21 protein-coding genes and 1 pseudogene are annotated in these 24,207 nt (G+C 64.1%); 13 read left to right on the top strand and 9 right to left on the bottom strand.

Annotated elements, in window-relative coordinates; all coding sequences use genetic code 11:
• Positions 1 to 89: 89 nt before the first annotated feature.
• The 3 genes from PCJ21_RS08850 to PCJ21_RS08840 form a co-directional block, all read right to left on the bottom strand.
• Positions 90 to 1,514 carry a metal-dependent hydrolase family protein gene (locus PCJ21_RS08850; protein ID WP_269931021.1) on the bottom strand — a complete coding sequence of 475 codons (1,425 nt, stop codon included), beginning with the start codon at positions 1,512 to 1,514 and terminating at the stop codon, positions 90 to 92.
• Positions 1,515 to 1,782: 268 nt separating this feature from the next.
• The gene (locus PCJ21_RS08845) at positions 1,783 to 2,262 is read right to left on the bottom strand and encodes a VOC family protein (RefSeq protein ID WP_269931020.1); all 480 of its coding nucleotides are present in this window, start codon (positions 2,260 to 2,262) and stop codon (positions 1,783 to 1,785) included.
• A 130-nt stretch (positions 2,263 to 2,392) separates the two neighbouring features.
• Positions 2,393 to 2,845 carry an SRPBCC family protein gene (locus tag PCJ21_RS08840; protein WP_269931019.1) on the bottom strand — a complete coding sequence of 151 codons (453 nt, stop codon included), beginning with the start codon at positions 2,843 to 2,845 and terminating at the stop codon, positions 2,393 to 2,395.
• Positions 2,846 to 3,028: 183 nt separating this feature from the next.
• Between PCJ21_RS08840 and PCJ21_RS08835 the strand changes: the two genes are divergently transcribed.
• Positions 3,029 to 4,831 carry an IlvD/Edd family dehydratase gene (locus tag PCJ21_RS08835; RefSeq protein ID WP_269931018.1) on the top strand — a complete coding sequence of 601 codons (1,803 nt, stop codon included), beginning with the start codon at positions 3,029 to 3,031 and terminating at the stop codon, positions 4,829 to 4,831.
• A gap of 19 nt (positions 4,832 to 4,850) precedes the next feature.
• On the top strand, positions 4,851 to 5,687 hold the full coding sequence (locus PCJ21_RS08830) for a tetratricopeptide repeat protein (RefSeq protein ID WP_269931017.1): 837 nt from the start codon (positions 4,851 to 4,853) through the stop codon (positions 5,685 to 5,687).
• Positions 5,688 to 5,723: 36 nt separating this feature from the next.
• Here PCJ21_RS08830 and PCJ21_RS08825 read toward each other — a convergent pair.
• The 3 genes and pseudogenes from PCJ21_RS08825 to PCJ21_RS08815 all read right to left on the bottom strand — a co-directional run bounded on the left by PCJ21_RS08825 (position 5,724) and on the right by PCJ21_RS08815 (position 7,086).
• Positions 5,724 to 6,172: pseudogene (locus PCJ21_RS08825) on the bottom strand (GFA family protein).
• 108 nt (positions 6,173 to 6,280) lie between these two features.
• Positions 6,281 to 6,652: an SRPBCC family protein gene (locus PCJ21_RS08820; protein WP_269931016.1), complete on the bottom strand. Its 372-nt coding sequence runs from the start codon at positions 6,650 to 6,652 to the stop codon at positions 6,281 to 6,283.
• Positions 6,653 to 6,726: 74 nt separating this feature from the next.
• Positions 6,727 to 7,086 carry an ArsR/SmtB family transcription factor gene (locus PCJ21_RS08815; protein WP_269931015.1) on the bottom strand — a complete coding sequence of 120 codons (360 nt, stop codon included), beginning with the start codon at positions 7,084 to 7,086 and terminating at the stop codon, positions 6,727 to 6,729.
• Between the two features lie 148 nt (positions 7,087 to 7,234).
• On the opposite strand from PCJ21_RS08815, the gene PCJ21_RS08810 reads away from it, so the two are divergent.
• Entirely contained in the window at positions 7,235 to 8,821 is a 1,587-nt protein-coding gene (locus tag PCJ21_RS08810) for a peptide ABC transporter substrate-binding protein (protein ID WP_269931014.1), read from the top strand.
• A gap of 70 nt (positions 8,822 to 8,891) precedes the next feature.
• Entirely contained in the window at positions 8,892 to 9,296 is a 405-nt protein-coding gene (locus tag PCJ21_RS08805) for a hypothetical protein (protein ID WP_269931013.1), read from the top strand.
• 6 nt (positions 9,297 to 9,302) lie between these two features.
• Here PCJ21_RS08805 and PCJ21_RS08800 read toward each other — a convergent pair whose 3' ends face one another.
• Both PCJ21_RS08800 and pdxR read right to left on the bottom strand, forming a co-directional pair.
• Positions 9,303 to 10,892 carry a trimethylamine methyltransferase family protein gene (locus PCJ21_RS08800; protein ID WP_269931012.1) on the bottom strand — a complete coding sequence of 530 codons (1,590 nt, stop codon included), beginning with the start codon at positions 10,890 to 10,892 and terminating at the stop codon, positions 9,303 to 9,305.
• Positions 10,893 to 11,104: 212 nt separating this feature from the next.
• Positions 11,105 to 12,598, bottom strand: coding sequence for a MocR-like pyridoxine biosynthesis transcription factor PdxR (gene pdxR, locus PCJ21_RS08795; protein ID WP_269931011.1), 1,494 nt, complete (start codon positions 12,596 to 12,598; stop codon positions 11,105 to 11,107).
• A gap of 263 nt (positions 12,599 to 12,861) precedes the next feature.
• On the opposite strand from pdxR, the gene pgi reads away from it, so the two are divergent.
• Both pgi and PCJ21_RS08785 read left to right on the top strand, forming a co-directional pair.
• Complete coding sequence (pgi, locus tag PCJ21_RS08790) at positions 12,862 to 14,502, top strand: glucose-6-phosphate isomerase (protein ID WP_269931010.1); 1,641 nt, start codon at positions 12,862 to 12,864, stop codon at positions 14,500 to 14,502.
• 97 nt (positions 14,503 to 14,599) lie between these two features.
• On the top strand, positions 14,600 to 15,310 hold the full coding sequence (locus PCJ21_RS08785) for an HAD family hydrolase (RefSeq protein ID WP_269931009.1): 711 nt from the start codon (positions 14,600 to 14,602) through the stop codon (positions 15,308 to 15,310).
• A gap of 73 nt (positions 15,311 to 15,383) precedes the next feature.
• On the opposite strand, the gene PCJ21_RS08780 is transcribed toward PCJ21_RS08785, so the two are convergent.
• Complete coding sequence (locus PCJ21_RS08780) at positions 15,384 to 16,553, bottom strand: Mrp/NBP35 family ATP-binding protein (protein ID WP_269931008.1); 1,170 nt, start codon at positions 16,551 to 16,553, stop codon at positions 15,384 to 15,386.
• 203 nt (positions 16,554 to 16,756) lie between these two features.
• On the opposite strand from PCJ21_RS08780, the gene PCJ21_RS08775 reads away from it, so the two are divergent.
• The 7 genes from PCJ21_RS08775 to fdhF all read left to right on the top strand — a co-directional run bounded on the left by PCJ21_RS08775 (position 16,757) and on the right by fdhF (position 24,204).
• Complete coding sequence (locus tag PCJ21_RS08775) at positions 16,757 to 17,164, top strand: DoxX family protein (protein WP_269931007.1); 408 nt, start codon at positions 16,757 to 16,759, stop codon at positions 17,162 to 17,164.
• Between the two features lie 23 nt (positions 17,165 to 17,187).
• A complete protein-coding gene (locus tag PCJ21_RS08770; protein ID WP_269931006.1) occupies positions 17,188 to 17,724 on the top strand; it encodes an SRPBCC family protein in 537 nt (178 codons plus the stop codon).
• A gap of 72 nt (positions 17,725 to 17,796) precedes the next feature.
• On the top strand, positions 17,797 to 18,174 hold the full coding sequence (locus tag PCJ21_RS08765; protein WP_269931005.1) for a VOC family protein: 378 nt from the start codon (positions 17,797 to 17,799) through the stop codon (positions 18,172 to 18,174).
• Between the two features lie 66 nt (positions 18,175 to 18,240).
• A complete protein-coding gene (locus PCJ21_RS08760; RefSeq protein ID WP_269931004.1) occupies positions 18,241 to 19,140 on the top strand; it encodes a LysR family transcriptional regulator in 900 nt (299 codons plus the stop codon).
• A gap of 140 nt (positions 19,141 to 19,280) precedes the next feature.
• Positions 19,281 to 19,760, top strand: coding sequence for a formate dehydrogenase subunit gamma (locus PCJ21_RS08755; RefSeq protein WP_269931003.1), 480 nt, complete (start codon positions 19,281 to 19,283; stop codon positions 19,758 to 19,760).
• The gene (locus tag PCJ21_RS08750) at positions 19,757 to 21,313 is read left to right on the top strand and encodes a formate dehydrogenase beta subunit (RefSeq protein WP_269931002.1); all 1,557 of its coding nucleotides are present in this window, start codon (positions 19,757 to 19,759) and stop codon (positions 21,311 to 21,313) included. The genes PCJ21_RS08755 and PCJ21_RS08750 overlap by 4 nt, the downstream gene beginning before the upstream one ends.
• A gap of 11 nt (positions 21,314 to 21,324) precedes the next feature.
• Positions 21,325 to 24,204 (top strand): formate dehydrogenase subunit alpha, encoded by a 2,880-nt coding sequence (fdhF, locus tag PCJ21_RS08745; RefSeq protein WP_269931001.1) that lies wholly within the window; start codon positions 21,325 to 21,327, stop codon positions 24,202 to 24,204.
• The last annotated feature ends 3 nt before the right edge of the window (positions 24,205 to 24,207 follow it).

Genomic DNA, 24,207 nt, shown 5'->3' with positions numbered 1-24,207 from the left:
CCCCATCCTGGGCATGTCCAGCCCTGCGACGCCGCCTCGGACTTTCGCGTTGCGTCGGTTGGCGAGGAATGCCGGGGGTCGGGTATTGCTCACTCCGCCAGCGTATTCTTGTAGATGACGCCGTCCTTCATGATGATCTTGAAGTTGTTGGCGGGGTCGGCCACCAGGTCGAGGTTCTCCAGCGGATTGCCTTCGACGAGCAGGAGGTCTGCGAGCGCGCCTTCCTCGACGACGCCGAGCTTTCCCGGATAGGGATTGCGCTTGCCGGACAGCGCCAGCAATTCGGCGTTGGTTCCGGTCGCCATGGCAAGCGCTTCGGCGGGCGTGTACCAACGCTTGAGCGAGGCAAGGATTGCGCCTTGCTGCCGCGCAAGTTCACGGGAAAACAGCACGTCGGTGCCCCACGCGGTCTTTATCTTGTATTTCTTCGCCAGTTCGTAGGTCCTTTCGATGCCCGGCCACACCTCGTCCGCCTTGGCGCGCTCGACGGACCCCTCCCGAAAGCCCTGCCTCAGCATCTCGGGAAGCGGCTGCAGGCTCAGCCAGATGCCCTTTTCCGCAATCAGCTTGGCATCGTCCTCGTTCATCAGGAAGCCATGCTCGATGGATTTCACGCCGGCCGCGATGGCCATTTCGATCGCTTCCGGCGTGAAGGCATGCGCGGCGACGTAGGTGCCCCAATTCTCGGCGATTTCAACGGCGGCGCGCAATTCCGGCAAGGTGAAGGTGGTGACGTCGAGCGGGCTGAAGGGCGAAGAGACGCCGCCGCCTGCCGTCAGCTTCAGTTGCACGGCCCCTTGCATGAACTGCTCGCGCGCGCGCAGCCGCACTTCGTCGGGGCTGTCCACGACGATGCTGCCGCCATTGTGCTCCATCGGGGTGAACTCGCCGACCGTTCTGGGCAGGTCGCTCAGCTGGCGGAAATCGCCGTGGCCGCTGGTCACGGTCATCATGGCGCCGGACGGATAGATGCGCGGCCCCTCGATGATGCCCTGATCGATCGCGCGCTTGAGGCCGAACGCCGGCCCGCCGACGTCGCGAACGGTGGTGAAGCCGCGCATCAGCGTATCCGTCGCCTCGTCGCCGGCGGCGATGTTGGCGAAGCCGATGTCGTTCATCGTGTCCGCCACGGAGGCCGCGATAAGCATCGTGTGCCAGTGCGCGTCGATCAGGCCCGGCATCAGCGTGCGCCCGTTGCCGGCGATCCGCTCCGCGTCCGCGGCCTCGATGGGATTTGTCGAGATTGTTGCGATCACATTGCCCTTGACCAGCACATTCGACGGCGCGGAAAGAGCAGCACCTTTTCCGTCGAAGATGCGGACGTTTTCGAAGAGGATGTCATCGGCACTGGCAGTCGCGCAAAATCCGAGCACGAGAGCTGCGGCAAGTCGATTTCTGCCCGAGAGGGCCGTCTTGAAAGCTGTGCGGACAAGAGCGAGTACTACTGCCGCGCGGGGCACGGCATGAGACACAACATCGATCACTCCCTGTGGCCGGAAAGATCTCTGGTACATGGCGGTTTTTCTCCGTCGGGAAGGAGTGATCGTTACGCAAGAACTGTTTGTAGCGTCCACGACATGACCGTCAACCCACGTTCCCGATCATGGTTTTGGCAAATGGGGTCGTCACCAGTTGGAACCGAGCAGACGTTTGTGGCGCAATCCGAAAACCTTGCCTATGGAATCGAAAGCTGACGCCACGATCGGCAGTTCCCCGACTGGGTCGAGCAGGCAAGCGCTGCCTGGCGAAAGCATTCGAGACGGTCCGTGCAATCCAGGACCGTCATCCCCGCCGCGCCGCCTCGATTGCGGCGACGTCGATCTTCTTCATGTCCATCATCGCTTCGAAGGCGCGCTTTGCCTCGGCGCCGCCAGCCGCCATGGCGTCGGTCAGCACGCGCGGCGTGATCTGCCAGTTGACGCCCCATTTGTCCTTGCACCAGCCGCAGGCGCTTTCCTGCCCGCCATTGCCGACGATGGCGTTCCAGTAGCGGTCGGTCTCCTCCTGGTCGTCGGTGGCGATCTGGAACGAGAAGGCTTCGCTGTGCTTGAACGCAGGCCCGCCGTTCAGTCCAATGCACGGAATGCCGGCAACGATGAAATCGACCGTCAGCACGTCGCCCGCCTTGCCCGACGGATAGTCGCCTGGCGCACGATGCACCGCAGTTACCTTGCTGTCAGGAAAGACCTCGGCATAGAAGCGGGCGGCAGCCTCGGCTTCCTTATCGTACCACACGCAGATTGTGTTCTTGGCAACAGGCATTGGACACTCCTTTTGCTACAGCGCCAGAGTTGCGCCCCGCCCCTTCCGAAATGGGCAGGCATCCGCTTGGTTCCACACTTCCGCGCGCGCCCGGTCGCCTGCTGCCACGAACGGCCGGTGGTCTCGCCTGCTAGGCCCCGCCCACCTTCTCGCCAAAGGTCGAGAAGAACTGGCCGGCCAGCTTCTTCGAGGTCGAGGTGATCAGGCGGCTGCCGAGCTGGGCGATCTTGCCTCCGACATCGGCCTTGGCGGCGTATTTGAGGATCGTCGAATTGGGGCCGTCCTCGGTCAGCGTCACGTCGGCGCCGCCCTTGGCAAAGCCGGCGATGCCGCCCTTGCCTTCGCCCTCGATGGTGTAGGCGTGCGGCGGGTTGAGGTTCTTGAGCGTGACCTCGCCGTTGAAAGTCGCCTTGATCGGGCCGATCTTCAGCACCACCTTGGCGGCCATCTCAGTCGGCGACGACATCTCCAGGCTTTCGCATCCGGGGATGCTCTCTTTCAGGATTGCAGGATCGTTGAGCGCCTTCCACACCGCCTCGATGGGCGCTGCAATCTTCTCCTCGCCTTCGATCACCAAGGCCATGGCAAATCCCTCCCGAAGAACACACCATAGGAGGCGTAACGCAGTCTCCGGCGCCTGTCCATCGCGCCGAAAGCCGAAGACCCGGCCAGGCCGTAACCAAAGAACGAAAGTTGCAGCCGCCCCGTACTTGCAGCGGTTTGGTCCTTGCCATAACGATGCAGGTCCGGATTTCGGGAGGAATTGATGGCCGGCCAGAAGACGACGAAGAAACTCCGTTCGCAGGAGTGGTTCGACAATCCCGACAATCCCGGCATGACCGCGCTTTATCTCGAGCGCTACCTGAACTTCGGCCTGACGCGCGAGGAGCTGCAGTCTGGCAAGCCGCTGATCGGCATCGCCCAGACGGGTTCGGACCTGTCGCCGTGCAACCGCCATCACATCGAGCTGGCCAAGCGCGTGCGCGACGGCATCGTTGCCGCGGGCGGCGTGCCGTTCGAGTTTCCCTGCCACCCGATCCAGGAAACCGGCAAGCGCCCGACCGCCTCGCTCGACCGCAACCTCGCTTATCTCAGCCTCGTCGAGGTGCTCTACGGCTATCCGCTCGACGGCGTGGTGCTGACCGTCGGCTGCGACAAGACCACGCCGGCGCTGTTGATGGCGGCGGCCACCGTCAACATCCCGGCGATCGCACTGTCGGTCGGCCCCATGCTCAATGGCTGGCACAAGGGCGAACGCACCGGCTCCGGCACGATCGTGTGGAAGTCGCGCGAAAAGCTGTCGGCCGGCGAGATCGACTACGACCAGTTCATGGACATCGTCGCCTCCTCGGCGCCATCGGTCGGCTACTGCAACACCATGGGCACGGCAACGACGATGAACAGCCTGGCCGAAGCGCTGGGCATGCAACTGCCCGGTGCTGCCGCAATCCCGGCGCCCTATCGCGAGCGCGGCCAGATCTCCTACGAAACCGGCAAGCGCATCGTCGACATGGTGCGCGAGGATCTGAAGCCGTCCGACATCATGACCCGCGAAGCGTTCGAGAACGCCATCGTCATCAACTCGGCGATCGGCGGCTCGACCAACGCGCCGATCCATCTCAACGCCATCGCCCGCCATCTCGGCGTCCCGCTCGACAATGACGACTGGCAGAAGGTCGGCCACCATGTGCCGCTCTTGGTCAATCTGCAGCCGGCCGGCGAATATCTCGGCGAGGACTACCACCATGCCGGCGGCGTGCCGGCGGTCGTCGCCGAATTGATGAAGGCAGGCCTGCTGCCGCACCCCAACGTGATCACCGCCAACGGCCGCACCATGGTCGAGAACTGCGCCGCCGCCGAGACCATGGACCCCAAGGTCATCCGGTCGGTCGCAGACCCGCTGAAGAAGGACGCCGGCTTCATCAATCTCAAGGGCAATCTGTTCGACAGCGCGATCATGAAGACCAGCGTGATCTCCCCTGAGTTCCGCGACCGGTATTTGTCAAACCCAAGGGATCCCGAAGCCTTCGAAGGCACCGCAAAAGTGTTCGACGGGCCGGAGGACTATCACGCCCGCATCGACGACCCGGCCGAGAACATCGACGAGAACACGGTGCTGTTCATGCGCGGCGCGGGCCCCGTCGGCTACCCCGGCGGCGCCGAGGTGGTCAACATGCAGCCTCCGGCCTACCTGCTCAAGCGCGGCATCCACTCGCTGCCCTGCATCGGCGACGGCCGCCAGTCGGGGACCTCGGGTTCACCGTCGATCCTCAACGCCTCGCCGGAAGCCGCCGTCGGCGGCGGGCTGGCGCTGCTGAAGTCGGGCGACCGGGTGCGCATCGACCTGAAGAAGGGCACCGCCGACATCCTGGTCAGCGATGACGAGATCACGCGGCGCCGCGCCGAGCTGCAGAACAATGGCGGCTATCATTTCCCTGATCACCAGACGCCGTGGCAGGAGATCCAGCGTTCGATCGTCGACCAATTGGCCGATGGAATGGTGCTCAAGCCGGCGGTGAAGTACCAGCGCGTCGCCCAGACCAAAGGCATTCCAAGGGATAATCACTAGTCGAGGAACTGACCGGACTATGGCTAAGAAACCGACCCGGAAAGATCAGGAGGCCCTGGACAGGGCTCAAGACATTGCTTTCGACGCGTGGGATGCGACCGCGCCTTCCAAGCGGCGCGCCCTGGCGGAGAAGGCGCTGGCGATCAGCCCGCTCTGCGCCGATGCCTGGGGCATCCTTGCCCAGCTTTCCGAAGCAGGTTCCGATGACGAGCTTGAATACTGGCGCCGCGCGGTCGAGGCTGGGAAATCGGCTCTCGGCGATTCCTTCGAGGAAATGGTGGGGGAATTCTGGGGCTGGATGGAAACCCGCCCGTATATGCGCGCACGGCAGGGTCTGGCACGGGCACTTTGGCAGCGCGGCTTGCGCGATGAGGCGACCGATCATCTCAAGGACATGCTGCGGCTGAACCCGAACGACAATCAGGGCGTTCGCTATGCGCTGATTGCCCATCTAGCTGAGACCGACGACCATAAGGCGATTACCGACCTTCGCGATGCCTATCCGGAGGAGGATATGGCGATGTGGGCCTGGCCGTTGGCTCTCGCTGCGTTTCGCCGCTCGGGTGATGCTGCGGAAAGTCGCAAGGCACTTGATGACGCTATGGCTAGCAATGCTCATGTTCCTGCCTATCTCCTTGGTCGAAAGAAGCTGCCCAAGCGCCAACCGGTCTATTACGGCTATGGCGACCAGAACGAAGCTGTTCTCTATGTGGTGGAATTTGGCGACGCGTGGTCGGTGGCGGCCCGGGCGTTGCAATGGCTGGAAAGGCACGTTCCCGCAAAGACGAGAAGCGGGCGCGGTGTTCGGGTAAAGCTCGAAGGCATTGCTGGCGATCAGCCGGCGGGGGACGAGTAGTGTGGGTATCTTGCCCGCCCCTCGCTAAATCCAGTCCTACAAGTACCCCGTCACCGCTGGCGGCCGGTCCCACGCATCGTTGCGGCCGTCCTCAAAGATGATCGGCACTGCGGCCAGTTCCTCCGGCGAGATGTCGTCGAGACACGCGATGTTCACCGCATGAAAGTCGCCGCCCATGATGTCGAAGCTGGCGGAGGCGAAGGGATGGACACCGCAGCGGCTGCAGAAGGTGTGGCGGATGGCCGACGAGCCGAAGCGATACTCGGTCAGCATGTCGGAGCCCTCGGTCACGCGAAAGCCGGCGGCCGCGCAAAATTCTTCCAGAAGCGCGTCTTGGCGCACCAGGAACAATTGCAACGGAAGCTCGATGTCCACCAGACGCCGTCGAGTTCAGGCTTCGAGCGCTGGCCCGCAGGCGCGAGATCAAGCTGGCATTCGAAATGCACAGCCCCGCAATGGCAGCTGCCATGATAGGTCTTCAACATCGTCCATTCTCCCAGGCATGGCGCATCAGGCCGAAGATCGATGACGATCTTCGGCAAGCGCTGGTTTCAACAAACACGTAACGAGCGCGCGTCTTGGCTCGCGGAGGTTCAGATCACAGGACGGCCGGCGAGAGCGTCGTCCAGGCGATCGAGGCATTCGCCCCAGCCACCCATGTGGGAGTCGCGCGTTTCGGCGTCGAGGAAGGGTTCCTGGCGGAAGGTCAGGCGCGTGCCGTCGCCTTCGGCCTTCAGCGTCACCGTGACCAGCGTCTCCCAGGCCGGGTCGTGGTCCCAGGCGAAGGTAAAGACGATCCTCTCGTTATTGACGATCTCGCGGAATGTGCCGGCCATGCCGTTGTCGCTATCGCCATGGATGAGCAGGTGATAGCGCCCGCCGTTGCGGAACTCGTGCCTTTTGCATGTCGACGTAAAGCCTTTCGGGCCCCACCAGCGCACGAGGTGTTCGGGGCTTGACCACATCTTGAAGACCAGAGCCGGGGGGGGCGTCGAAGAGGCGCGAGATTTCGAGAATAAGCGGCTCGGCTGCGGCGACGCTAGTTCTTGCGGTCATCGGACCCTCCATTGGGTTTGGCAGTCTGCAATTCCTTCAGATAGTCGGCCATGCGATCGAAGGAGGCGTCCCAGAAACGGCGATAGTGCTCGATCCAGTCGGCCACCTCGCGCAGCGGCGCAGCCTCCAGACGGCAAGGACGCCACTGTGCCTCGCGCCCCCGGCTGATGAGACCCGCCCGCTCCAGCACCTTGAGATGGCGCGAGACGGCCGGCAGGCTCATGGCGAATGGTTCGGCCAGTTCGTTGACCGTCGCCTCGCCCAAGGCCAGCCGGGCCAAGATGGCGCGCCGGGTCGGATCGGCAAGCGTTGCAAAGGTTGCGTTCAGGCGGTCGTCGTCCATTTATTTAGCAAGTCCGTTAATTAACCAATAAGCTAAATATAGACATGACGACCTGCCGTCAAGCCGGAACCGGAAGCACCTGGTATGGCCCGCTTCTCGCCCGCAACTTCATAGTGTAATTCTAGCGTACCCGGGGAGCTCGACGGCCATGGCCAATCGCCTTGTATCCTTGCTGAGTGCGTTCATCCTGTCGTGGCTGCTGCTCACGACAGCGACGCTCGCCACAACGCTCGATGTGCAGATTGCAACCGAGCCGGGAAACCTCGACCCGCAGATGCAGAGCGGCGACTGGTCGGACTGGATCGTCGGCGACCTGTTCGAGGGGCTGGTGACCGAGGACGCGGCAGGTAATCCCGTCGCCGGGCAGGCCGAAACATGGACCGTCTCGGCCGACGGGCTGATCTACCGCTTCAAGCTGCGCGGCGGCCTGAAATGGAGCGATGGCGAGCCGTTGACGTCAGGCGATTTCGTGCTGGCCTTCCAGCGCCTGCTCGATCCGAAGAACCGGGCCGAGTTCGCCTTCATCCAGTACCCGGTCAAGAACGCCGAGGCCTACAACACCGGCAAGATCAGCGACCCCGCGCAGCTCGGCGTCACCGCGCCCGACGCCCGCACCCTTGTCATCACCCTCGAACGGCCGCTGCCTTATTTTGTCCAGGCGCTGGTGCAGCCGGGCGCTTATCCGGCGCCCAAGCACGTCATCGACAAGGTCGGGCAGGACTGGGCCAAGCCCGGAAACATCGTCAGCAACGGCGCCTTCAGGCTCGCCGGCTGGAAGGCCGGCTCGCAGCTCACGGCCGAGCGCAACCCAAATTTCCGCGCCGCCAAGGACGTCAAGCTCGACGAGGTGATCTACCACTTCGCAGACGACGAAGCCGCCACGCTCGCATCCTACCAGGCCGGCGCCGTCGACATCGCCACGCAGTTCCCGGCGCGCGAACTGGCCGCCCTGGAGGCCAGCCGGCCGGGCGAGGCGCGCATCGTGCCGACGCTGGGCATCTGGTACTACGTGCTCAACTTGAAGACACCGCCATTCAACGACGCGATGGTGCGGCGTGCGCTGTCGATGGTCATCGACCGCGAAGCGATCGGTGCAGGCTTGCTCGGGACCGGGCAACTGGCCGCCTACGGCATGGTGCCGCCCGGCGTGCCGGGCTTCGACAGCGCCGCCTACATGCCCGACTGGAGCGTCAAGACAAGCGAACAGCGCATCGCCGAAGCGACGGCGCTGATGCGGTCGGCCGGCCACGGGCCGGACAAGCCCCTGAAATTCCAGCTGCGGACGTCGAAGCTGCCGGCGCAGATCGCCGTCAGCGAAGCCATCGCCGCGGCATGGAAACAGATTGGCGCCGAGGTCGAGTTCGTCAGGGCCGAAATCCCCCAGCACCAGGCAGCGCTCAACAATCACGATTTCACGGCCGGGTCGGCCCGCTGGGTGCTCGACTATGATGACGCAGCGGATTCGCTCAACCTGCTGAAGTCCGGACACCCCAACAACTATCCCGGCTATTCCAACGACGCCTTCGACAGCCTGCTGGACAAGGCCGCCGCCGAACAGGACGCGGCCACGCGCACCACATCGCTGCGCGAGGCGGAGGCGATCGCGCTCAACGAAACGGCGGTCATTCCGCTGACCTGGTCGGTTTCGAAGAACCTGGTGTCGCCGAAGCTCTCCGGCTTCGAAAACAACGTCCGCAACGTGCATCGCGCCCGCTGGCTCAGCCTCGACGAATAGCGGGTTGCCTCCGCCAGGCTTTGCAATCGCCTTGCAAACCTCCTAATTGCAGGCAAACGGGATCGATTGCATGACAAGGCGGCGCTCTTCTCTGGGGTTTCTGGGCATGTTCGGCCGCTCGGGCGACTTGCGCCAGCTGGATGCCGCGCTGCGGGCAGTCGACCTGCATCCCGCGCTGGTGCCCGAAGGCGTCAAGCTGACGATCGTCAACCTGATGAAGGACCACAGCCCCGGCGAGCCGCCGGCCCATGCCTATCCGATCGTGGCGCAGCTGTTTGGCTATTGCGTGTCAGGTTCGGACGCGTTCGCCCAAGCCAATGGCGGCGACATCGCCACCGACGTCGAACGGCGGATCGAAAGCGCGCTGGATACGGACGACAGCTTCGACGCACAGATCGTGCTGTTGACGCTGCACGCCAGGCTGATCAACCCGGATGTCGTCGCCCGCTTCGGCCTGAGCAGCGAGCAGTCCTGACCCCGCCTATCCGCCCATACCGCTGCGCGGCAGCTTGATCAGGTCGCCAAACCGGGCGCGGAGCTTGTCATCGAGCGCCCGCGGAATATGGCGCGGGAAACGCTCCGACAGCACGCGCGTCTTTTCGGCGATGGCCTTGCCGAGCAAATCAGGCTTGCCCTTCTCGTTCCATTCCTTGGGCGAGAAGCGATCTGCCACCGCGGGGTAGAAATATTCGGTCTGCATCAGCCTCAGCGTCTGCTCGTTGCCGAGATAGTGACCGGGTCCGTTGAGGCAGACTTCGGTGATGGTGTTTATCGACAGTGCCTCGTCGCTGACCTCGATGCCGCGCACGCAGCGCAGGCATTGGCCCAGCATGTCGTTGTCGATGATCAGGCTTTCGAGGCAGAAGCCGAGCAGCGAGGCATGCATGCCGGCGGACTCGTAGACCAGATTGAGACCGGAAAGCCCAGCCATGACATTGGTGATGCCCTTCTCGTAGCCCGACTGGATGTCAGGCAGCTTGGAGTCGGCCATGCCGGCCGCCGAACCTCCAGGCAGGTCATAGTACTGGGCCATCTGGGCGCAGGCCGCCGACAGCAACGCCTGCTCGGCCGAACCGCCGGACATGGCGCCGGTGCGCAGATCGGAAACGAACGGCCAGGTGCCGAAGATCGCGGGATGGCCGGGCTTCAGCGCATTGACGTAGACGAGGCCGGCGAGCACTTCGGCGACGGCCTGGACGACCGCGCCGGCGATTGCCGCTGGCGCCGTTGCTCCGGCCTGTCCGGCAGAGAGAAGGAGGATCGGAATGCCGCCGTCGACGCAGGCCTCGAGCACGCCGCAAGCGTCCTCGGCGAACTTCATTGGCGGTACGACGAAGCAGTTGGAATTGGAAACGAACGGTCGGGCGCGGAAATTCTCTTCACCGCCTGCGATCTCGTAGAGCATCTCCAGCGCCGGGGCGACGTTCTCGCGCACGGTGAAGCTGGTACCGACATGCTTGGAGGTGCCGGAGACGCAGGCATAAAGCGTGTTGAGATCCATCTCCAGCGGGTCGGGAATATCGCGCGGCACCATCGGGCGCTGGAAGAAATGAATGTTGTCGAGGCCCTCGACGAGGCGGGCGGCGTCGTAGATGTCCTGGATCAGGCTTTCGCGATACTCGCGCTTTTCGACATCGACCAGATGCACGGCGGCACCCGCCGTGCCGTAGTGCACGCGCTTGCCCTGGATCAGCATGTCATGCTTCGGATCCTGGCCGTGCAGGGTGAAATTTCGTGCGGCGTTCTTGATCGTCGACAGCACGAGTGCACGCGGGAAGCGGATGCGACCGTCGTCGCCATAGGTTGCGCCGACCCGTTTCAGCGCCTCGATGCAGCTTGGAATGGCGTTGGCGAAGCCGACTGTCTCGAGCAGGGTCAGCACCGCTTCATGGATGCGGTCCACATCGCTGGCCGAAAGGGGGGCGAAGCGTCCGCCTTCCAGTCCGGCGCGAACCGGCCTGATGTCATCTGCCAAGGGGGCCGACCGCAAGGCTCGTCGCGCTTCCCTCCCCCCGGAACGTCGCGAGCGTTGATCTGCCGATGAATCGTGATTCTCGACGGCGAGCGACATGCAAGTCCTCCGCAATTTTGTGAAGCTGGACCGCAGTGATTATGCCACCGTCGTTCCGCCTCGTCCCCATTGCAAGACTATGCAGCGTCTGTTGGCCCAGACCATGGGCCAGCGTATTTCGCCGAATATGCCAGAGGAAGCCTTTGGCCAGCGGCCCCAGAGGCCACCGGCATGCCAAGGCAGGGTCGCCGCGGGGCGAGCGCCGGAAGCGGTCAGGCAGCGGCCGGACGGCGTCCGGCAGCAGTCGCGAGCTCGCGGATGCCGGGCTCGATGTGCTGCAGCGCAATCGACGAAATACCTAGGCGCATGAAGCGTGTAGGCTTTTCAGAGTGTTCAAAGAAGCGCTCGCCCGGCTCGATGATGACCGAGCGTGCCGCAGCTGCGGCCGCGAGCCCGCGCGAGTCCGTTCCGCGCGGCCCTTCGAGCCACAGCGAGGTCCCGCCGGCGGCATCCGTCGCCTGCCAATCGGGCAGGAATGCTGACATAGCCTGGACCAATCGTTTGCGCCTCTCGCCGAATGCCGTCGACAGCCGGCGCACCAGCGCCTCGTGATGTCCGAGCGACAGGAACAGGGCAACCGCGCGCTGGTTGTTGGCCGGCGGGTGGCGCAGCATGAAGCGGCGCAGCGCGCGCAGCTCGGAGATCAGGCCAGCGGAGGCGACGATGTAGCCGAGGCGCAGGCCCGGCGCGAGCGTCTTCGACATCGAGCCGACATAGACGACGCGGCCCGAGCGATCGAGGCTCTTCAGGGCCTGCTGCGGGGCATCGTCAAGCAACTGGCTGTCATAGCCGTCCTCGATGATGATCTGGTTGTTGCGCATGGCGCGCGTCAGCAGGTCCTGACGGCGCTCGGCGCTGAGCGGCACCATGGTCGGGCATTGGTGGCTCGGCGTGACGAAGACAAAGCCGGCATCCGACGGGATCGCCGAGGTGACGATGCCCTGATGGTCGACCGGGACGGGCTCGATATCTGCCCCTGCCAGCCGGAAGATCGAGCGCGCGTCGGGATAGCCCGGATCCTCCATTGCCACCTTGGAGCCCTTGGTCATCAGCAGCGACGCGAGCATGTAGAGCGCGTTCTGGGCGCCGAGCGTAACGATGATCTCATCGGGATTGGCAAAAATGCCCCGGCGCGGCAGCAGACGCGCCTGGATCTGCTCGATCAGCAGCGGGTCGTCGCGGTCGACCATGTCGGCCGCCCAGTTGCGGATTTCGAGCACGGCAAGCGCCATGCGGTTGCACTCGCGCCACTCGGCGGTCGGAAACAGCGTCGGGTCGAACTGGCCGTAGACGAACGGATAGGACGACTTGATCCAGTTCTCGAGCTTCGCCGGCGGCGGCATGTCGGAGGCGGCGATCTGCCGGCGCGCCTTCCAATCGATTTCATTGGCCTGATCGGGCGCCTTTTGCTGCGGCTTGGCGGGTGTCGCCAGCACTTCGGGATTGACGAAGTGGCCACGGCGCTCGCGCGCTACGAGAAAACCCTGATCGACAAGCTGCTGGAAAGCCAGAACCACCGTGCCACGCGCCACGCCGAGCTTTTCGGCAAGGATTCGGCAGGACGGCAGCGGCATCGAAGCGGCAATCTGGCGGTCGAGAATGGCGGCGACGATCGCCTGGCGAATCTGCGCCTGAAGGGTCTGGCCCGATTCCGCTGAAATCCGGAACAGCCCGGACCATATCGCCGTGTCGTTTCTCTGTGGCATAGGACGTTTTCCCGCATGTCCAGTCTTTTAGACTTTGCTGGACCATAGAAAGCTATCCTTGGCACAAGCGGTTGCACCAATCAATTTTTCTAATCCTATAGATTTATGCCAGTGAACCTTTCCAGCGACGGTTGCAAACCGCCCGATTGAATCGATTGAAATTTGGCGCGATAGTCGCCGCCGACACTCTCTCAATACATCCAGAGGTCTGCTAGGATGCCCGGCAGGACGACAGGGGCAGACCACATTTCCGGAGTTCCAAGGTGATCGAACAACCCTTCCAGGCGGCGCTCGCCGCGCTTCGCAATCATCTGGCCGACGCCCCGAAGAACATGCGGGCGGCGTTTGCTTCCGACCCCAAGCGATTCAAGACATTTTCAGCCGGCGACGGCGACCTCCTGCTCGACTGGTCGAAATGCGCGGTGGACATCGGGACCATGACGCTGCTTGAAAAGCTGGCGCTGGCGGTCGACCTGCCTGGCAAGCGCGCGGCAATGTTCCGCGGAGACCGAATCAACGTGACCGAAAACCGCGCGGTGCTGCACACGGCGCTGCGCAACCCGCGCGGTGAGCCGGTCATGCTCGACGGCCACGACGTGACATCAGACGTGCATGCGGTGCTCGACGCTATGGCGGCATTCGCCGACGCCGTGCGCACCGGCAAGGCGACCGGCGCCACCGGCAAGAAAATCACCGACATCGTCAACATCGGCATCGGCGGCTCCGACCTCGGCCCGGCCATGGCGACGCTGGCGCTGGCGCCCTATCACGATGGCCCGCGCGCCCACTACGTCTCGAATGTCGACGGTGCCCACATCCACGACACGCTGGAAGGGCTGTCCGCCGAAACGACGCTGTTCATCATCGCGTCGAAGACCTTCACAACGGTCGAGACGATGACCAACGCCGAGACCGCCAGGGAGTGGGTGCAGGCAGCGCTCGGCCGCGATGCCGTCGGCAGCCATTTCGCTGCGGTTTCGACCGCACTCGACAAGGTCGCGGCCTTCGGCATCGAACCCGACAGGGTGTTCGGCTTCTGGGACTGGGTCGGCGGACGCTATTCGCTATGGTCGGCGATCGGGCTGCCAATCATGATTTCGGTCGGACCCGGCAATTTCCGCGAATTCCTGGCCGGCGCACACGCCATGGACCGGCATTTCGTCGAAACGCCGCTGCTCAGGAACATTCCGGTTGTGATGGGGCTGGTCGGCTACTGGCATCGCGCGATCTGCAACTATCCGGCGCGCGCCGTCATCCCCTACGACCAGCGCCTCGCGCGCCTGCCGGCCTATCTGCAGCAGCTCGACATGGAATCGAACGGCAAGAGCGTGACGATGTCAGGCGGGGCAGCGATGACGCCGACCGGGCCGCTGGTCTGGGGCGAGCCCGGCACCAACGGCCAGCATGCCTTCTTCCAGCTGCTGCACCAGGGCACCGATGTCATTCCCGTCGAGTTCCTGGCCGCCGCCGAAGGCCACGAGCCCGAACTCAAGGAGCATCACGACCTGCTGCTCGCCAATTGCCTGGCGCAGTCGGAGGCGCTGATGAAGGGGCGTACGCTCGAAGAAGCGCGCCGCCAGATGCTGACCAAGGGCATGGCACCCGAGCAGGTGGACAAGATCGCGCCGCACCGCGTCTTCTCGGGCAATCGCCCGTCCGTGACCATCCTGTACCGCAAGCTCGACCCGCATACGCTTGGCCGGCTGATTGCGCTCTACGAGCACCGCGTCTTCGTCGAGGCACAGCTGTTCGGCATCAACGCCTTCGACCAGTGGGGCGTGGAACTCGGCAAGGAGCTTGCCACCGGACTGTTGCCCGTCGTGGAAGGGCGCGAAAATGCCGCGCGCAGCGACGCCTCGACAGCCGGCCTCGTGGAGCATATCCACCGGCTAAGGGCGCAGTAGCTCCAACTGGACACGCGGGACGCTCTGGATACGATTGTCTGCACATCGCGCCGCCGGCGTTTGACTGAATGGGCGCGCGAGCAAAAGGAAGAGCATCTTGCGGGGCATCAAAGGCATACTTTTCGACAAGGACGGAACACTTGTCGATTTCCAGGCGACATGGTTCGCCATCGGCGACCTGATGGCGCTTCGGGCAGCCGACGGCGACCGTGCGCGCGCCAACGCGCTGATGGACGCCGCCGGCTACGACTTCCAGTCCCATTGCTTCCGAGCCGACTCGGTGTTCGCCGCCGGCACGAACGCCGATATCGTCGAGCTCTGGTATCCCCAAGCCAGCGCGGACGAGCGACTGGCGATGGTCAAGCATTTCGATCAGGTGACAGCAGAGGAAGGTGCGGCCAAGGCCGTGCCGCTGCCTGGCAGCAAGGATGCGCTGGCCAGCCTGCACAGCGCCGGCTTCCGGCTTGGCGTCGCCACAAACGACTCGACCAGCGGCGCGGAAAAGACGCTGCTGTCGCTCGGGGTCGCCCAGATGTTCGACGCCGCCTATGGCTACGACGCGGTGGCCAATCCAAAGCCGGCGCCCGATTCGATCCACGCCTTCTCCGACCTGACCGGCCTAAAGCCTTCCGAGATCGCGATGGTCGGCGACAACCGCCACGATCTGGAAATGGCGCGGGCCGGCGGCGCGGGTCTGGCGATCGCCGTGCTGTCAGGCACCGGCACGCGGGAATCGCTGACGCCGATGGCTGACGTGGTGCTCGATTCGATCGCCGACCTGCCGGCCTATCTGGCCAGCGAGGCCTGACCCGCTCCCGCGATACCTTTCAAAGAAAGACCCATGGCCCCCGAAGGAGAGCTGGGAGCCGTAGGCCCCTCTCCTATTCGAACACGATGGTCGGCGTGGCAGCTTCCGAGGCGTCTTTTTCTTCCTGCAACCGCTCCCAGACCTTGGTGGCGATGTCGCGATAGGTTTTCGCCTCGACGCTGTCGGGCCTGGCCACCGTGACCGGCGCTCCTGCGTCGGAGCTTTCACGGATGCCCATTTCCAGCGGCACTTCGCCGAGGAAGGTCACACCCAGCCGTTCGGCCTCCTTCTTCGCGCCGCCATGGCCAAAGATATCGTAGCGCTTGCCGGTGTCCGGGGCGACGAAATAGCTCATGTTCTCGACGATGCCGAGCAGCGGCACGTCGACCTTCTTGAACATGTTCAACCCCTTGCGGGCGTCGATCAGGGCCAGGTCCTGCGGGGTGGAGACGATGACGGCGCCGGCCAGCGGCACCTGCTGGGCCATGGTCAACTGGGCGTCGCCGGTGCCGGGAGGCATGTCGACGATGAGCACGTCGAGCAGACCCCACTCGACTTCACGCAGCATCTGGGTCAACGCCGACATGACCATCGGGCCGCGCCAGATCATCGGCGTCTCCTCGTCGACGAGGAAGCCCATCGACATGACCTTGAGACCGTAGTTCTGCATCGGCTTGAGGATCTTGCCGTCGACCGTTTCCGGCCGGCCGTGGATGCCGAGCAGCTTGGGCATCGACGGGCCGTAGATGTCTGCATCGAGCACGCCGACCTTGAGACCTTTGGCGGCCAGGCCAAGCGCGATGTTGACTGCCGTCGTCGACTTGCCGACGCCGCCCTTGCCGGAAGCAACAGCGATGATCGAGGCGATGCCTGGCACGCCGCGCTTGCCCTGGCTTTGCGAGGCGGGCGCATGCGGTGCGGGGCGTGCTGCGGGCGCGGCTGCCGGGCGCGGAGGTGCCGGGCGCTGCGGCACCGGCGCTTCCATGCCGCCGCCCTTTTTCTCGGCAGTCAGCGCCACGACGGCACCGTTGACACCGGGAATAGCCTTGACGACGCGCTCGGCTGCGGCGCGCAGCGGCTCCATCTCCTGGGCGCGCGCGGCGGGCACGGTGATCGAGAAGAACACCTTGCCGTCAGCGATGAAGATGTCGGAGACCAATCCGAGATCGACGATGTTGCCCGAGAAATCCGGACCGTTGACCGTCTTGAGACGCTCCACAACGATTTCTTTGGTGACTGTCATTTGGCGAACCTGCTTTTCCCTGTTGGCCTTGAGATAATGCAGTTCGGCAAAAGAACCAAGCTACCCGAACAGGCAGGGAGCAGACGGTTGGCAAAGCGGATCGCCGCCCCATCTATCAAGAGGACAAAGATTTTTCGACCGGCATGTCGGATCCGTTCAGGCTGCAGCGTCCTTGGAGCAGACACCAACGAGGCAACGACGTCATGCATTCGGCAATCGAAACATCCGCCATATCCAATTCCGCCCTGTGGACAGGTCGCGCGCTCAGCGGCCTGGTCATCGCCTTCCTGATCTTCGACGCGGCGATCAAGCTCGTGCCGCTGCAGGTGGTGCTCGACACCACCGCCGCGCTCGGCTTTCCGCCGGAACTCGCCCGCACGCTTGGCGTGCTGACGCTGGCCTGCACGGCGCTCTACGCCTGGCCGCGCACCGCAGTGCTTGGCGCCATCCTCCTGACCGGATATCTCGGCGGCGCCATCGCCATCCATGTGCGCATCGGCAATCCGCTGTTCACGCACACGCTGTTCGGCGTCTATCTCGGCCTGATGATCTGGGGTGGTCTCTACTTGCGCGACGATCGGGTCCGGGCTCTGATCCCGTTCGTTCGTTAAGGTATGTCCGGTGAGGAACTGACATGACCATACTCGCCATCATCCTCGGGATCATCGTCTTGGCGATACTCGCCATTCTGGCGCTCGCCGCTTCCAGGCCAGACAGCTTCGTCGTCCAGCGCTCCACCGACATCGCTGCCGCACCGGAAACGGTGTTCGCATTGATCGACGACTTCCACAAATGGCGCGACTGGTCGCCATGGGAGGGGCTGGACCCCGACCTCAAGCGCAAGATGAGCGGCGCAGAACGCGGCCGCGGCGCGGTCTACGAATGGGACGGCAACAAGAAAGTCGGCTCGGGCCGCATGGAGATCGTCGAGGCCTTCGTCCCGAGCAAGGTCGCCATCAAGCTCGATTTCTTCAGGCCTTTCGAGGCGCACAACGTGGCCGAGTTCACGGTTCTGCCGCAGGGCCAGGCGAGCCGCGTGAACTGGATGATGCGCGGTCCCGCGCCTTTCATGACCAAAGTGATGCAGACCGTCATGAACTTCGACAAGATGATCGGCAAGGACTTCGAAAAGGGCCTTGCCAGTCTCAAGGCCATCGCCGAGCGGGGCTGAACGCCAGCCTCGTACGCCGCGGCGGACGAGGCGCTTGCGCCGGCGCCGTCTAAACCTGCGAAGGAGGACACCATGCTGGGTCATACCAATGCCATCGCCAACATCGCGGTCAAGGACCTCGGCCGCGCCAAGAACTTCTACATCGGCACGCTCGGCCTGACGCAGGTCGAGGCCATGGGTGAAGAGGTCGCGGTGCTCAAGAGCGGCAGCTCGCTCGTCAACGTCTACCGTTCCGACTTCGCCGGCACCAACAAGGCAACGGCCGTTACCTGGGCAGTGGGCGGCGACATCGCCAGGCTGGTCAAGGAACTGAAGCTCAGGGGCGTGACCTTCGAGCATTACGACATGCCCGACACCCAGCTCGACGGCGACGTGCATGTCTTCGGCGAGTTGCGGGTGGCCTGGTTCAAGGATCCCGACGGGAACATACTGAGCCTGATCAACCAGTAGGGAAGCATTCCGCCCACAGCGCAAACCAGTCTGGCGCAAGCTGGCGGCTGCAGATAGCTTCGCAGCATGATCGACAAGCTTGAATTCTTCATCGCACTGGCCAGACAACAACATTTCGGGCGCGCCGCCGAGGAATGCGGCGTGACCCAGCCGACGCTTTCGGCCGGCATCAAGCAGCTCGAGGATATCCTGGGCGTCATGCTGGTGCAGCGCGGCTCGCGTTTCCAGGGACTGACGCCCGAGGGACGGCAGGTGCTGGACTGGGCGCGGCGGATCGTCGGCGACACCCGCGCCATGCGCGACGAAATGCGCGCCGCGCGCCACGGCCTGTCGGGACGCATGCGGATCGCCGCCATTCCGACCGCGCTGGCCATGGTGCCGAAACTGACGACGCCGATGCGCGACAAGCACCCCGGCATCACCTTCTCGATCCTGTCGCGCACATCGATCGAGGTTTTGTCGCTGCTCGGTAATTTCGAGATCGACGCTGGAATCACCTATCTCGACAACGAGCCGCTTGGTCGGGTGACCAGCGTGCCGCTCTATGCCGAGCGCTACCAGCTGATCACGGCGGTGGGGAACGAATATTCCGATCGTCAGAAAGTGACATGGGAAGAGGTCAGCACGCTGCCGCTGTGCCTGCTGACACCCGACATGCAGAACCGCCGCATCATCGACCAGCACCTGGCAGACGCCGGCGTGCAGGTGCGGCCGACGCTCGAATCGAACTCGATGATCGTGCTGTTCTCGCACATCAGGACCGGCAAATGGTCGTCGATCATGCCGCTGAACCTCGCGGAAACGTTCGGTTTCGCCGAGCCTATCCGGGCAATTCCGATCGTCGAGCCGGATGCCAGTCACACCGTCGGCCTGGTGGTGGCGCGGCGCGATCCGAATACGACGCTGGTGCAGGCGCTGCTTGACGAAGCCATGGCGCTGGCAGGCGATTTCCGCCGCAAGGTCTGAGCTACAATTACCTCCTGTTTGTCCACTCGATAGAAAATTTTTATCATGTGACGAAACATCTTTATTGATTCAGGTCGTCCAGATCGGGTTCAATAGGGTCATAGCGCCCAAGATGGCGCCAGTGTCAGGGAGGGCGCTGCGTGGTCATGCAGCCAGCAAGTACCGAAATTGCCGCGAAAACCGCCGCAGTGATCAGCGAAATGAAGAGCCTCGAGGGTCCGCTGATCCCGATTCTTCATGGCATCCAGGAGGAGTTCGGCTACGTTCCGCAGGAGACCCTGCCGATCATCGCCGAGGCGCTGAACCTGTCGCGCGCCGAAGTTCACGGCGTCTTCACCTTTTACCACGACTTCCGCCACCACCCGGCCGGCCGTCATGTCCTCAAGGTCTGCCAGGCGGAAGCCTGCCAGTCGATGGGCAGCGACGCGATTGCCGCCCAGATCAAGCAGAAGTTCGGCATCGGTTTCCACGAGACGAGCAAGGACGGTGCGGTGACGCTGGAGCCGATCTACTGCCTCGGCCTGTGCGCCTGCGCGCCCGCCGCGATGCTCGACGGCGAAGTGATCGGCCGTCTCGACGCCGACAAGATCGATGAAATCGCCGAGGAGATCCGCTCATGAGCGTGACGATCTACATTCCCGGCGATTCGGGTTCGCTTTCGCTTGGCGCCGAAAAGGTCGCCAAGGCGGTGGAGAAAGAAATTGCCGCGCGCGGCATCGACGCCAGGATCGTGCGCAACGGCTCGCGCGGCCTGTACTGGCTCGAGCCGATGGTCGAAGTTGCGACCGAAGCCGGGCGCATTGCCTACGGCCCGGTCTCTGCCAAGGACGTCGCATCGCTGTTCGACGCAGGCCTCGTCTCAGGCGGCCAGCACAAGCTTTCGCTCGGCGATCCGGAAAAGCTTCCCTTCATCGCCAAGCAGACGCGCCTTACCTTCGCCCGCTGCGGCATCACCGACCCGCTGTCGCTGGCCGATTACGAGGCCCATGGCGGCCTGACCGGCCTGCGCAACGCGGTCGCGATGGCGCCTGCCGACATCGTCAAGCAGGTGACCGAGTCCGGCCTGCGTGGCCGTGGCGGCGCCGGCTTCCCGACCGGCATCAAGTGGAAAACGGTTCTCGATACGCCGGGCGAGCAGAAGTATATCGTCTGCAACGCCGACGAAGGCGACTCCGCGACCTTCGCCGACCGCATGATCATGGAGGGCGACCCCTTCGTGCTGATCGAAGGCATGGCGATCGCCGGCCTCGCGACCCATGCGACCAAGGGCTACGTCTACATCCGCTCCGAGTATCCGCACGCCATCGCGGCGATGGAAAAGGCGGTGAAGGTCGCACGCCGCGCCGGCATTCTGGGCAAGAGCGTTCTCGGATCCTCCCAAGGCTTTGACATAGAGATTCGCTCCGGTGCCGGCGCCTATGTCTGCGGCGAGGAAACCTCGCTGCTCAACAGCCTGGAAGGCAAGCGCGGCGTTGTGCGAGCAAAGCCGCCGCTGCCGGCAATCCAGGGCCTGTTCGGCAAGCCGACCGTCATCAACAACGTGATTTCGCTCGCTTCCGTGCCGATCGTGATGGACAAGGGCGCACAGTACTACAAGGACTTCGGCATGGGCCGCTCGCGCGGCACCATCCCGATCCAGATCGCCGGCAACGTCAAGCATGGCGGCCTGTTCGAAGTGGCCTTCGGCCTGACGCTGGGCGAGATCGTCGACGAGATCGGCGGCGGCACCGCGACCGGCCGTCCGGTCAAGGCGGTGCAGGTCGGCGGCCCGCTCGGCGCCTACTTCCCGCGCGCTTTGTTCGACACGCCCTTCGACTACGAAGCCTTCGCGGCCAAGGACGGCCTGATCGGCCATGCCGGCATCACCGTGTTCGACGACAGCGCCGACATGCTGAAGCAGGCACGCTTCGCCATGGAATTCTGCGCAATCGAAAGCTGCGGCAAGTGCACGCCCTGCCGCATCGGCTCGACGCGCGGTGTCGAAACGCTCGACAAGCTCAAGCAGAACATCGAGCCGGAAAAGCAGCTCGCGCTGGTGACCGACCTCTGCAACACGATGAAGTTTGGTTCGCTCTGCGCGCTCGGCGGCTTCACGCCCTACCCTGTCATGAGCGCCATCAACCATTTCCCCGAAGATTTCCGGCCGGCAGCGGTCGCCCAGGCAGCGGAATAGGAGACAGCATCATGGGTCTCGTACACGAAATCGACTTCGGCACCCCTGCCTCCAGGTCCGAAAAGCAGGTCACGCTGACCGTCGACGGCTTCGAGGTGACCGTGCCCGAGGGCACCTCGATCATGCGCGCTTCGATGGAAGCGGGCATTGCCATTCCAAAACTCTGCGCCACCGACATGGTCGACGCGTTCGGCTCCTGCCGGCTCTGCCTGGTGGAGATCGAGGGCCGCAACGGCACACCGTCCTCGTGCACCACGCCGGTCATGCCCGGCATGGTGGTCCACACACAGACCGGCCGGCTCAAGGACATCCGCAAGGGCGTCATGGAGCTCTACATCTCCGATCATCCGCTCGATTGCCTGACTTGTGCGGCCAATGGCGACTGCGAACTGCAGGACATGGCCGGTGCCGTCGGCCTGCGCGACGTGCGCTACGGCTACGACGGCGACAACCATGTTCGCGCCAAGAATGACGGCGTCGAAAACTTCAAGTGGATGGCCAAGGACGAGTCCAACCCCTACTTCACCTACGATCCGTCCAAGTGCATCGTCTGCTCGCGCTGCGTGCGGGCCTGCGAAGAGGTGCAGGGCACTTTCGCGCTGACCATCGAGGGCCGCGGCTTCGGCAGCCGCGTCTCGCCCGGCGCGCACGAACTGTTCCTCGACAGCGAATGCGTATCCTGCGGCGCCTGCGTGCAGGCGTGCCCGACGGCGACGCTTACCGAAAAGTCGGTCATCCAGATCGGCCAGCCCGAGCACTCTGTCGTCACCACCTGCGCCTATTGCGGCGTCGGCTGCTCGTTCAAGGCCGAGATGCGCGGCGAAGAGCTGGTGCGCATGGTGCCGTGGAAGGACGGCAAGGCCAACCGCGGCCACAGCTGCGTCAAGGGCCGCTTCGCCTATGGCTACGCCACGCACAAGGAGCGCATCCTCAACCCGATGATCCGCGAGAAGATCACCGACCCGTGGCGCGAAGTGTCATGGGAAGAGGCGATCGCCCATACCGCCAGGGAATTCCGCCGTATCCAGTACCAGTACGGCCGCACCTCGGTCGGCGGCATCACCTCGTCGCGCTGCACCAACGAGGAGACCTACCTCGTCCAGAAGCTGATCCGCCAGGGCTTCCGCAATAACAACGTCGACACCTGCGCCCGCGTCTGCCACTCGCCGACCGGCTACGGCCTCGGCCAGACCTACGGCACTTCGGCGGGCACGCAGGACTTCGATTCGGTCGAGCACACCGACGTCGCGCTGATCATCGGCGCCAACCCGGCTTCGGCCCACCCGGTCTTTGCCTCGCGCCTCAAGAAGCGCCTGCGCGCCGGCGCCAAGCTGATCGTCATCGATCCGCGCCGCACCGAGATGGTGAAGTCTGCGCATATCCAGGCAGAGCACCACCTGGCGCTCAAGCCGGGCACCAATGTTGCCGTCGTCACCGCGATGGCGCATGTCATCGTCACCGAAGGCCTGTTCGACGAGGCGTTCATCCGCGACCGTTGTGACTGGTCGGAATTCCAGGACTACGCCGAGTTCGTCTCCGATCCGCGCCACAGCCCCGAGGAAGTCGAGAAGCTGTCGGGCGTTCCGGCGGAAACCATCCGTGGCGCGGCCCGTCTCTACGCCACGGGCGGCAACGGCGCGATCTACTATGGCCTCGGCGTGACCGAGCACAGCCAGGGCTCGACGACCGTCATCGGCATCGCCAACCTCGCCATGCTGACCGGCAATATTGGCCGGCCGGGCGTCGGCGTGAACCCGCTGCGCGGCCAGAACAACGTACAGGGCTCGTGCGACATGGGCTCGTTCCCGCACGAACTGCCGGGCTATCGCCACATCTCCGGCGACGCGGTGCGCGACATCTATGACAGCCTGTGGGGCGTCAAGCTCGACGACGAGCCGGGCATGCGCATCCCGAATATGCTGGACGCGGCCGTCGACGGCACGTTCAGGGGCATCTACATCCAGGGCGAGGACATCCTGCAGTCCGACCCCGACACCAAGCACGTCTCGGCCGGTCTCGCCGCCATGGAGTGCGTGGTGGTGCAGGACCTGTTCCTGAACGAGACCGCCAACTACGCCCATGTCTTCCTGCCGGGCTCGACCTTCCTCGAGAAGGACGGTACCTTCACCAACGCCGAACGCCGCATCAACCGCGTGCGCAAGGTGATGTCGCCGAAGAATGGCTATGCCGACTGGGAAGTGACGCAGTTGCTCGCCACGGAAATGGGTCTTGCCTGGGCCTACCGGCATCCGACCGAGATCATGGACGAAATCGCCCAGACGACGCCGTCCTTCGCGCTGGTTTCCTACGACCTGCTCGATAAAATGGGCTCGGTGCAATGGCCGTGCAACGAAAAGGCGCCGGAAGGCACGCCGATCATGCACATCGACGGCTTCGTCCGCGGCAAGGGCAAGTTCATCCGCACCGAATATGTGGCGACGGACGAAAAGACCGGCCCGCGCTTCCCGCTGCTCCTGACCACCGGCCGCATCCTCAGCCAGTACAATGTCGGTGCCCAGACCCGGCGCACCGAGAACGTCGCCTGGCATGACGAGGACCTGCTGGAGATCCACCCGCACGACGCCGAAAATCGCGGCCTGCGCGACGGCGACTGGGTGCGGCTGGTCAGCCGCGCCGGTGAAACGACCCTGCGCGCGACGATCACCGACAAGGTCTCGCCGGGCGTGGTCTACACCACCTTCCACCACCCCGACACGCAGGCCAACGTCATCACCACCGACTTCTCGGACTGGGCGACCAACTGTCCGGAGTACAAGGTGACGGCGGTGCAGGTATCGCCTTCCAACGGTCCGTCGGACTGGCAGAAGGAGTACAACGAGCAGGCACAGCAGAGCCGCCGCATCGCCGGCCAGCTGGAAGCGGCGGAGTAGCCC

Origin of the sequence: Aminobacter sp. HY435, assembly GCF_027568395.1 — a bacterium.
Taxonomy (GTDB): domain Bacteria; phylum Pseudomonadota; class Alphaproteobacteria; order Rhizobiales; family Rhizobiaceae; genus Aminobacter.
The sequence above is the reverse complement of the archived record's forward strand: the minus strand, read 5'-3'. Positions and strand labels throughout refer to the sequence as shown.

Coding starts and splice junctions, on each gene's coding strand:
- PCJ21_RS08770 (WP_269931006.1), top strand. CDS start 17,188: ATGACCATACTCGCCATCATCCTCGGGATCATCGTCTTGGCGATACTC.
- PCJ21_RS08835 (WP_269931018.1), top strand. CDS start 3,029: ATGGCCGGCCAGAAGACGACGAAGAAACTCCGTTCGCAGGAGTGGTTC.
- PCJ21_RS08775 (WP_269931007.1), top strand. CDS start 16,757: ATGCATTCGGCAATCGAAACATCCGCCATATCCAATTCCGCCCTGTGG.
- PCJ21_RS08830 (WP_269931017.1), top strand. CDS start 4,851: ATGGCTAAGAAACCGACCCGGAAAGATCAGGAGGCCCTGGACAGGGCT.
- PCJ21_RS08840 (WP_269931019.1), bottom strand. CDS start 2,845: ATGGCCTTGGTGATCGAAGGCGAGGAGAAGATTGCAGCGCCCATCGAG.
- PCJ21_RS08850 (WP_269931021.1), bottom strand. CDS start 1,514: ATGTACCAGAGATCTTTCCGGCCACAGGGAGTGATCGATGTTGTGTCT.
- PCJ21_RS08780 (WP_269931008.1), bottom strand. CDS start 16,553: ATGACAGTCACCAAAGAAATCGTTGTGGAGCGTCTCAAGACGGTCAAC.
- PCJ21_RS08765 (WP_269931005.1), top strand. CDS start 17,797: ATGCTGGGTCATACCAATGCCATCGCCAACATCGCGGTCAAGGACCTC.
- PCJ21_RS08815 (WP_269931015.1), bottom strand. CDS start 7,086: ATGGACGACGACCGCCTGAACGCAACCTTTGCAACGCTTGCCGATCCG.
- PCJ21_RS08820 (WP_269931016.1), bottom strand. CDS start 6,652: ATGTGGTCAAGCCCCGAACACCTCGTGCGCTGGTGGGGCCCGAAAGGC.
- PCJ21_RS08800 (WP_269931012.1), bottom strand. CDS start 10,892: ATGTCGCTCGCCGTCGAGAATCACGATTCATCGGCAGATCAACGCTCG.
- PCJ21_RS08810 (WP_269931014.1), top strand. CDS start 7,235: ATGGCCAATCGCCTTGTATCCTTGCTGAGTGCGTTCATCCTGTCGTGG.
- PCJ21_RS08760 (WP_269931004.1), top strand. CDS start 18,241: ATGATCGACAAGCTTGAATTCTTCATCGCACTGGCCAGACAACAACAT.
- PCJ21_RS08750 (WP_269931002.1), top strand. CDS start 19,757: ATGAGCGTGACGATCTACATTCCCGGCGATTCGGGTTCGCTTTCGCTT.
- pdxR (WP_269931011.1), bottom strand. CDS start 12,598: ATGCCACAGAGAAACGACACGGCGATATGGTCCGGGCTGTTCCGGATT.
- PCJ21_RS08805 (WP_269931013.1), top strand. CDS start 8,892: ATGACAAGGCGGCGCTCTTCTCTGGGGTTTCTGGGCATGTTCGGCCGC.
- PCJ21_RS08845 (WP_269931020.1), bottom strand. CDS start 2,262: ATGCCTGTTGCCAAGAACACAATCTGCGTGTGGTACGATAAGGAAGCC.
- fdhF (WP_269931001.1), top strand. CDS start 21,325: ATGGGTCTCGTACACGAAATCGACTTCGGCACCCCTGCCTCCAGGTCC.